Source organism: Seonamhaeicola marinus, assembly GCF_008085455.1.
Genome location: NZ_VSDQ01000092.1, coordinates 1 through 805, shown reverse-complemented (window position 1 = coordinate 805; position 805 = coordinate 1). Strand labels below are relative to the sequence as shown.

Sequence of the window (805 nt, the reverse complement as noted above, 5' to 3'; positions counted from 1 at the left end):
GTATCTAATTGCAGTGTTAGCATGTCATGATTACTCATACCGCTTGCATTTTTTACTAACTGGTTAATATGCAAATCTACCTCCATTGTAGGCTGAAAACGTTCTTTAGCTTTCACTTTAGGCTGTTTTTTGCGTTTTTTTTCTTCTTTTTCAGAAACTACAGCATGCAAGCTTTTGTGCGAAAAAATAGATGTTTTTAAAGCAGCAGGTTGTTCTTTTACCAAAGCACTTGCCTCAAAATTTAATAAAAAACCATCTTCTGTTTCAACAGTAATTGTTGTACCAGAAATGTTTGTAACAATACCCGATAAATTTTCATCTAAAACAGAAACTGTATCGCCTTTTTTAAAATTCATTTAATCAGTTGTATTATCAAATTCATTATTATTTTTTTTGCTTGGTATGGTTGCAGATATACGGTAAATACCAAGCATAAGTACAATTATACCTATTATAAGCAAATATACATTTTGTGTTTTGCTGTTGTTGGCATACAAAGCAATAATAGCGCCTAAAAGCGTTAAAAAATAGTTAAAGCATTTCATTTTAAATATTAATCAAAATTAACTCAAATTATAAGCAATTACACATCAAAATAAAGTAATTTTTATTATTATGATTTTTTTTGTATTTTAGAGTCATTCATTTAGCCCCAAAATATGAAAAATTTTATCACACTTGCAAGCTCTTTGCTTTTTGTTTCCCTTGTTTTTGCACAAGATTTGTACGTTGGAAATAACACTGAATTGTATGCACTTGATGTGCCTATTTTTGTAACTAATGACATTAGGTTAGAGTCTGCCTC

General features: G+C 29.4%; 1 pseudogene. It reads right to left on the bottom strand.

The annotated features are described in order from the left end of the window. Positions 1-356, bottom strand: a pseudogene (locus FUA24_RS00580) (DNA mismatch repair protein MutS); the annotation flags it as partial. Positions 357-805 lie beyond the last annotated feature (449 nt).